At 69.8% G+C, this 6,374-nt stretch carries 9 protein-coding genes; 6 read left to right on the forward strand and 3 right to left on the reverse strand.

All coding sequences use genetic code 11. From position 1 onward, the window contains the following. The first annotated feature begins 5 nt into the window (after window positions 1-5). Together SACPADRAFT_RS0206010 and SACPADRAFT_RS0206015 are read left to right on the forward strand one after the other, a co-directional pair. Window positions 6-578: a PIN domain-containing protein gene (locus SACPADRAFT_RS0206010; RefSeq protein ID WP_007023558.1), complete on the forward strand. Its 573-nt coding sequence runs from the start codon at window positions 6-8 to the stop codon at window positions 576-578. A 71-nt stretch (window positions 579-649) separates the two neighbouring features. After that, window positions 650-847 carry a hypothetical protein gene (locus SACPADRAFT_RS0206015; RefSeq protein WP_007023557.1) on the forward strand — a complete coding sequence of 66 codons (198 nt, stop codon included), beginning with the start codon at window positions 650-652 and terminating at the stop codon, window positions 845-847. A 99-nt stretch (window positions 848-946) separates the two neighbouring features. Here the strand turns inward: SACPADRAFT_RS0206015 and SACPADRAFT_RS0206020 are convergent, their stop codons facing one another. Then, entirely contained in the window at window positions 947-1,489 is a 543-nt protein-coding gene (locus SACPADRAFT_RS0206020; protein WP_007023556.1) for a hypothetical protein, read from the reverse strand. Window positions 1,490-1,623: 134 nt separating this feature from the next. Between SACPADRAFT_RS0206020 and SACPADRAFT_RS32300 the strand changes: the two genes are divergently transcribed. Next, window positions 1,624-1,785 carry a hypothetical protein gene (locus SACPADRAFT_RS32300; protein ID WP_007023555.1) on the forward strand — a complete coding sequence of 54 codons (162 nt, stop codon included), beginning with the start codon at window positions 1,624-1,626 and terminating at the stop codon, window positions 1,783-1,785. A 90-nt stretch (window positions 1,786-1,875) separates the two neighbouring features. On the opposite strand, the gene SACPADRAFT_RS0206030 is transcribed toward SACPADRAFT_RS32300, so the two are convergent. Together SACPADRAFT_RS0206030 and SACPADRAFT_RS0206035 are read right to left on the reverse strand one after the other, a co-directional pair. Next, a complete protein-coding gene (locus SACPADRAFT_RS0206030) occupies window positions 1,876-3,252 on the reverse strand; it encodes an MFS transporter (RefSeq protein WP_007023554.1) in 1,377 nt (458 codons plus the stop codon). A 95-nt stretch (window positions 3,253-3,347) separates the two neighbouring features. Further along, window positions 3,348-4,160 (reverse strand): DeoR/GlpR family DNA-binding transcription regulator, encoded by an 813-nt coding sequence (locus SACPADRAFT_RS0206035; RefSeq protein WP_007023553.1) that lies wholly within the window; start codon window positions 4,158-4,160, stop codon window positions 3,348-3,350. A gap of 136 nt (window positions 4,161-4,296) precedes the next feature. Between SACPADRAFT_RS0206035 and SACPADRAFT_RS0206040 the strand changes: the two genes are divergently transcribed. The 3 genes from SACPADRAFT_RS0206040 to SACPADRAFT_RS25810 form a co-directional block, all read left to right on the forward strand. Continuing rightward, on the forward strand, window positions 4,297-4,995 hold the full coding sequence (locus SACPADRAFT_RS0206040; RefSeq protein ID WP_007023552.1) for an HAD family hydrolase: 699 nt from the start codon (window positions 4,297-4,299) through the stop codon (window positions 4,993-4,995). A 109-nt stretch (window positions 4,996-5,104) separates the two neighbouring features. Next, window positions 5,105-6,163, forward strand: a complete 1,059-nt coding sequence (locus SACPADRAFT_RS0206045; protein ID WP_007023551.1) for a 2-hydroxyacid dehydrogenase — start codon at window positions 5,105-5,107, stop codon at window positions 6,161-6,163. Continuing rightward, window positions 6,160-6,374, forward strand: a 215-nt coding sequence (locus tag SACPADRAFT_RS25810) for an FGGY family carbohydrate kinase (RefSeq protein ID WP_007023550.1), incomplete at its 3' end; no start/stop codon positions are given. The genes SACPADRAFT_RS0206045 and SACPADRAFT_RS25810, both read left to right, overlap by 4 nt.

Below are 6,374 nucleotides of genomic sequence, written 5' to 3' on the forward strand. Positions count from 1 at the left end.
TCCGGGTGTTCACGGCACTGCTCGACACCTGTGTGCTCTGGCCCAGCCTGCAGCGTGACTTCCTGCTGTCGCTCGCGGTCGAGGGCCTTTACCGCCCGGCGTGGAGTGGAGTAATCCTCGAGGAGCTCGCCCATCACGAAGCCGTGAAGCTCGTGGATCGCGGCATGGCCGACACGGAGGCACGGCGCCGCGCCCGTACATTGATCATCGCAACGCAACGGGCCTTCAACGACGCCGAAGTGACCGGCTGGGAAGGACTCGAAGGCACCTATGGTCTGCCGGACCCGGACGACGAACATGTGGTGGCGGCCGCGGTGGTCGCCGGTGCCGGAGCGATCATCACGGAGAACCACAGGGACTTCCCGCCCACACACCTCCCCGGCGACCTCGCTGTCCTGTCCCCACGGCGGTTCTGCGCGGAGTGCGTCGCGACCGGGCCGTCGCGGGCGATGTCGGCGGTCGCGGCGATCGCGTCGAGAGCCGCCCGTCCGCCGCTCAGCGTGGACGATGTACTGAAGACTCTGGAGTCACGCTACGGACTCCGGGAAGCGGTGGACATGCTCCGGGACGGCTGCTGATCGTCCGGCCAGGCGGCGTTCATTCCAGGACTCCTCTGCATTGCCCACCGACGCTCCCAGCGTATCCGCACGTGTTCACCTCGGAGGACCTCTGGACACCGCTGCGCTGGTCGCTCGACCGGGAGCAGTTCCTCGCCCAGCTGCGAACCGCCGCCCAGTTCCGCAACAACCTCATGCACCTCAACCCCGATCTCGATCCACAGTCCACACAGGAGTTGGAACCGTTGCGGGGCCTGCTGGAGATGCTGCGCCCGCTCGACGACTCGTGAGGTCCCGCATGAGCGCGGGGCCGGCTGTCTGCCGTGAAGGACTCCTTCGCTGCACTCAACGCAGGGAAGGAGTCCTTCACGGCACCACCCCCACCCGGCTCACTCCTCGTCGTCCTCCCCGCCGCCGGGCCACGCGTTTCGACGGGCCAGGGCCTTTCCCTTCTCGGTGAGCGCGCCGCCGGCCCGGCCGGACGAACGTTCCAGGATTCCCCGTCGCGTCGCCTGCCAGAGGTGGGACTTGACCGTCGAGTACGTCCGGCCGGTGCGGTCCGCGAGCCACCGCAGTGGCCGGTGTTCACCGCGTGCGACGGCCGAGAGGTAGAGCTGCGACAGTGCCGTGAGGTAGTGGTCGGTCACCCCTTCGCTCTCGAAGAGCTGGCGCGCCTCACGTATCCGGTTCTGTTCCATCCGCCAGCGACCGGCGGCCGAGCCCGAGGTGCGCGGCTCCCGCGCTTTGATCGCCGCCCGGATGTCGATCTCGCGGAGCGCGACCGACGACAACCCGCCGTGCGGTGGCTGTTCCGGATCGGTCGGGCTCACCATGATCGACACCGGGCCGTCCACCGAGCGGGGCCCGAAGGAGAGCACCGCCGTCCACTCACCCTCGGGACCGAGGTACTGCGTTATTTGGTTTGTGATCATGCCAGGAACGCTAACCGGATGACTAACCGGTAGTCAACCAGTCAAATCGCCGGCACGTGGCGCCGCGGACGCCTGTAACACCGGGACCGGGCCGCCACGACTGGTGAGAAACGCACCAACCCGCGCCCACGCCGATGACGGCTTTCACCACTCCGACGCCGTTCCGCACCATCTCGATCGCCACCGCGAAGGGAACCCTCAACTTCGGCGGTGGAGCCAAGGATGCGGGCGGCAGGGTCGCCGACGCGCTCCTGTACCCGGACAGCGAACACGGCCGCAGGATCCGCGGGTCGTGACTCCGCCGGCGCCTGCCGGGTCCCGGGCAGAGCGTGGACAGACCCGGTGTGCCCACTCCCGGTCGTCGTGGGCACACCGGGCCCTTCCCACTACGCCACCGTGGGTGCGGCCTCGGTGGAGCGGGACGCGTCCCGGTGCCACTCCCCCGGGTCGGACTCGTCCGTGAGGTAGCGGCACAGCACCGCCATCGCCAGGTACAGCAGGCTGAAGGCGATCGCCACCCCGCCGCCGCCGACGAACGGGTGCAGCACGGTGACCATCATCGGGCCGACGAACGCCGCACCCCCGGCACCGAAGTTGAGGATCGCCAGGGCCGCGCCCTTGTCCTTCGGCGCCACCATCGACGGCATCAGCGCCGACAGCGGCACGAACCCGGCGAGCAGAACCCCGTAGACCGCGCCGCACGCGGCGGCGACCAGGAAGCTCTCGGAGAGCACGGCGCCGAAGTACCACACCGGGATCCCGACGGCACAGCCCACACACCCGAACCAGGTCACCGTGCGGCGCCAGCCGAACCGGTCGCCGAACACACCGAAGAACAGGTTCGCCGCGATGTTCGCGCCGTAGGCGAGGGTGGCGAGCGTGGACACCTCGGCCGTGCTGAGGAACCCACCGCCCGGTGTCTCCGGGCCCAGGGTGAACGGGAACATCGCGAAGAAGCCGTACTGCGGTGCGGTGTTGACGATGCGGACCAGTCCGCCCGCCAGCGTCCTGCGGTCCCGCCAGAGGATGTCCACACCCTCCCCGAGTCGCTTCAGGCTGCGCGGGTTCGCCACACTCTCGTCGGCGATCGGTTGGAGCCCGTGCCGCTCGCGCACACCGAAGCTGCCGAGGAGCACCCCGATCACGACCAGGACGAGCGACAGGATCAGCGTCCCGTACAGGCTCAGTCCGAACGGGCCGATCGCCAGCGCGGCCACCGCGGCACCGAGGGTGGGCAGACCGCCGGTGAAGGCGAACCAGAACCAGCCCGCCACCGAACCACGCATGCCGGTGGGACTCGCGACCTGCGCCCACACCAGGAACGCGAACGCGAACAACGGGTAGGCGAAGCCGCGGATGCCGTACGTGATGACGATGATCGCGGTGTCCTGCAGCGGGATCGCGACGAAGAGGAACAGGACCTCGAACACGATCCACCACGCCCCGCCGAGCCACATGACCCGCCGGGGACCCCAGATCGCCGACAACGTGCCGGAGAACCAGGACGCCACCATCACCGCGACGCCGTAGACGGTCACGGTGGCGAAGGTCGCCGTGGACCCCTCCAGCCCACCCCCGTCGGGCCGGGACAGGTACTCGGCGAGGTAGGTGATCTCCACGCCGTCGCCGATCATGAAGATCAGCACGGCGACGAAACCCCAGACCAGTGGCCGGGGTATGCCGATACGGTCGAAGAAGCTGACCGGGCGCTCGGCCGCGGTCTCCGCAGGTGTCTGTCGGGACACCGGTGTCTGTCGGGACATCACTGTCTCCACGAGTCGGAAGGCCCGGGGTGCACGGGACACGCCCGGTCACGGCCGACATATCATGGAGTATGTTTCAGTTAACGCACAAGACGTTATTCTGATTCGTTCGCGGCCGGCCGGTCCACCGGCACGGTGCGCACGTCGGTGTACTCCGCGATCTCCGACACCAGGTCCGCACCGAGCGAGCCCGCCAGGAGCACGTGGTCAAACGCGCTGACCGGCACCAGCTGGTGCAGCGCGGAACGGCCGACCTTGCTCGCGTCCATCATCAGCACCTTGGTCGCCGCGCTCGCCAACATCGCCCGCTTGACCAGCACGAGGTCCTGCTCCTGGTGAAAGGTCAACCGGGCGTTCATCGCCGAGGTGGAAAGAAAGACCACATCGACCGAGAAGCCGGTGATCATCTCCTGGCACGGCAGTCCCAGATAGGAGTCGTGGGTGCGGGAGTACTCGCCGCCGAGCCCGATCAGCCGGATGTCGGTGGCGTCCCGCAGCGTCTCCAGCACCTGCCGGTAGTTGGTCACCACCGTCAGCGGCCCCACGTCCGGCAGCAGCCGGGCCAGCGCGAGGGCCGTGGTCGAGTCGTCCAGCAACACGGACATCCCCGGCGTGAGGAATCGCAGTGCCTCCCGCCCCAGCGCCTCCTTCTCGGCGAGGTGCGTGTGCAGGCGGAAGTCGGAACTGCTCTCGAACACCGTCGACGGCTGCGCGGACACCCCGCCGTGGAACTTGCGCAGGACCCCCCGGCTGACCAGGTCGTCCAGATCGCGGTGCACGGTCATCAGACTGACGCCGGTCAGCTCGGACAGCTCGCCTGCGGCGGCGGATCCGTGGGCGACGACATGGTCGACGATCCGCTGCTGACGCTGGATCCGGGAGGACTTCTTCTTCGGTGCGGACGTCATGTGGCCATCTTGCCCGTACCGGCGGACCGACCGTGTGTCGGACGCGCGGACGCGACCGATCTCATCAAAACCCGTGACAGGTAACGCAACGAGTGTTAATTTTACCTTCGTCAGTGAACGGGCGGGAGGTAGTGAGATGGGGAACCCCGAGGCGACGGCCGACACGCACCGCGCGGTGGTGTTCGACATGGACGGCGTCCTCGTTCACAGCGAACACCTCTGGGAGCGGATGTGGGCGCGCTTCGCCGAGGCCCACGGCCGGACCTGGACGGCCGCACAGACCCGGCGGGTGCAGGGAATGAGCGCACCGGAGTGGGCCGCGTTCCTCGCCGAGTTCAGCGGCACCACCGAGTCCGCCGAACGCACCGAGCAGCTCGTCGTCGACGACATGGTGGCCGCACTGGACACCGGGGAGATCCGGCTCCTGGACGGTGCCGGGCGGATGGTCGCCGACGTCGCCCGGCGGGCGCCGATCGCGCTCGCGTCCTCGGCACCGCGACGGCTGATCGACGCCGTGCTCACCGGCCACGACCTCGCGCAACTCTTCACCGCGACCGTGTCCAGCGCCGAGGTGTCCCGCGGCAAACCGAGCCCGGACGTCTACCTCGCCGCCGCGGACAAGCTGGGTGAGCGGCCCGACCGGTGCCTGGCGGTGGAGGATTCCAGCAACGGCCTGCGTGCGGCCGCCGCGGCGGGGATGACGGTGATCGCCCTGCCCAACCCCGACTACGCCCCCGCCGGGGACGCGCTCGCGCAGGCGGCCCACGTCGCCGCGGATCAGGAGGAGGTGCGCCGGTTGCTCACGAAGTACCTGCCCGAACCCGTCGGGTACTGACCGTTCCCGTCCCCGGTCCGGCACCGGGACCGCCGTGTACCAGGGGCCGCCTCCGGGCGGTGTGTGCCAGGCCCGCCTCCGGGCGGTGTGTGACGAAGGAGTCCTCACCATGACCAGTGTTCTCGCCGCGGGCGACCACTTCGTCGGTCCGCACCTGTTCGCCGACGCCCTGCACCGTCAGGTGCCGGGGCACGACCTCGAGGTGCGCACGCTGTGCCTGCCGTGGCCGGTGGAGCCGTTCGGACCGGTCGCGGGGGTGCGGGAGGCCAGCGGCACCGAACGTCAGATGCTCGACGCACTACCCGGTGTCGAGGTGGTGGCCACCCAGATGGCCCCGATCACCGCCGACGTGCTGGCCGCGAATCCGCAGCTGCGGTTCGTCGGTGTCTGCCGGGGCGGTCCGGTGAACGTGGACCTCGACGCCGCCACGGAGCACGGGGTCGTGGTCAGCTACGCGCCCGGGCGCAATGCCGCGGCGGCCGCCGAGTTCGCGGTCGGACTGATCCTGGCCGCGCTGCGCCGCATCCCCGGTTCGGACGCCGAACTGAAGGACGGCCACTGGCGCGGGGACTACTACGCCTACGACAACGCGGGCCTCGAACTGGACGGCAGCACGGCCGGTCTGGTCGGGTACGGCGCCATCGGCCGGATCGTGGCGCGGGTGCTGCGTGCCTTCGGGGCGCACGTGCTGGTCGCCGACCCGTTCGTGCGCGCGGAGGAAGCCGCCTCCGACGGCGTCGAACCGGTCGAACTGGACGAGTTGTTGCGGCGCAGCTCCGTGGTCAGCCTGCACGCGCGCCTGACCCCGGAGACCGAACACCTGCTGAACGCGGACAACCTGGCGCTGCTGCCCCGGGGCGCGGTGCTGGTCAACTCCGCGCGCGGCGGACTGCTGGACTACACGCCGCTGCCGGAGCTGCTCAAGTCCGGACACCTGGGCGCGCTCGCCGTCGACGTATACGACCTCGAGCCGCCCCCGCGCCACTGGCCGCTGTTCGACGCGCCCAATGTGATCACCACTCCGCACCTGGCCGGGGCCACCCGGCAGACGGCACACCGGGCGGCCGAAATCGTCGCCGGGGAGATCGCCCGCTTCCTCGACGGTGAGCGCCCGCGGTTCGTGGCCAATCCGGACGTGCTGTCCCGGATCGGGGAGGTGCGGTCATGATCATCGGAGTCGACATCGGCACATCGGTGACCAAGGCGTCCCTGCTGCGCCGCGACGGCACCGCGCTCGTGACCCACAGCAGGCGCTCCACCCTGCACCGCCGTCCCGGCGGCCGGGTGGAGCACGACCCGGCGGAGGTTCTCGACTCGGCCCGCGCGGTGATCCGCGACGTGGCGGCCGCCGCCGAGCGCGCCGACGAAACGGTCGAGGC

This window comes from Saccharomonospora iraqiensis subsp. paurometabolica YIM 90007 (assembly GCF_000231035.2).
GTDB classification, from domain to species: domain Bacteria; phylum Actinomycetota; class Actinomycetes; order Mycobacteriales; family Pseudonocardiaceae; genus Saccharomonospora; species Saccharomonospora paurometabolica.

Bases quoted from the DNA above. Each gene is read 5' to 3' on its own strand.
- SACPADRAFT_RS0206030 (WP_007023554.1), bottom strand. From the start codon at position 3,252: ATGTCCCGACAGACACCGGTGTCCCGACAGACACCTGCGGAGACCGCG.
- SACPADRAFT_RS0206020 (WP_007023556.1), bottom strand. From the start codon at position 1,489: ATGATCACAAACCAAATAACGCAGTACCTCGGTCCCGAGGGTGAGTGG.
- SACPADRAFT_RS0206035 (WP_007023553.1), bottom strand. From the start codon at position 4,160: ATGACGTCCGCACCGAAGAAGAAGTCCTCCCGGATCCAGCGTCAGCAG.
- SACPADRAFT_RS0206045 (WP_007023551.1), top strand. From the start codon at position 5,105: ATGACCAGTGTTCTCGCCGCGGGCGACCACTTCGTCGGTCCGCACCTG.
- SACPADRAFT_RS0206040 (WP_007023552.1), top strand. From the start codon at position 4,297: ATGGGGAACCCCGAGGCGACGGCCGACACGCACCGCGCGGTGGTGTTC.
- SACPADRAFT_RS32300 (WP_007023555.1), top strand. From the start codon at position 1,624: ATGACGGCTTTCACCACTCCGACGCCGTTCCGCACCATCTCGATCGCC.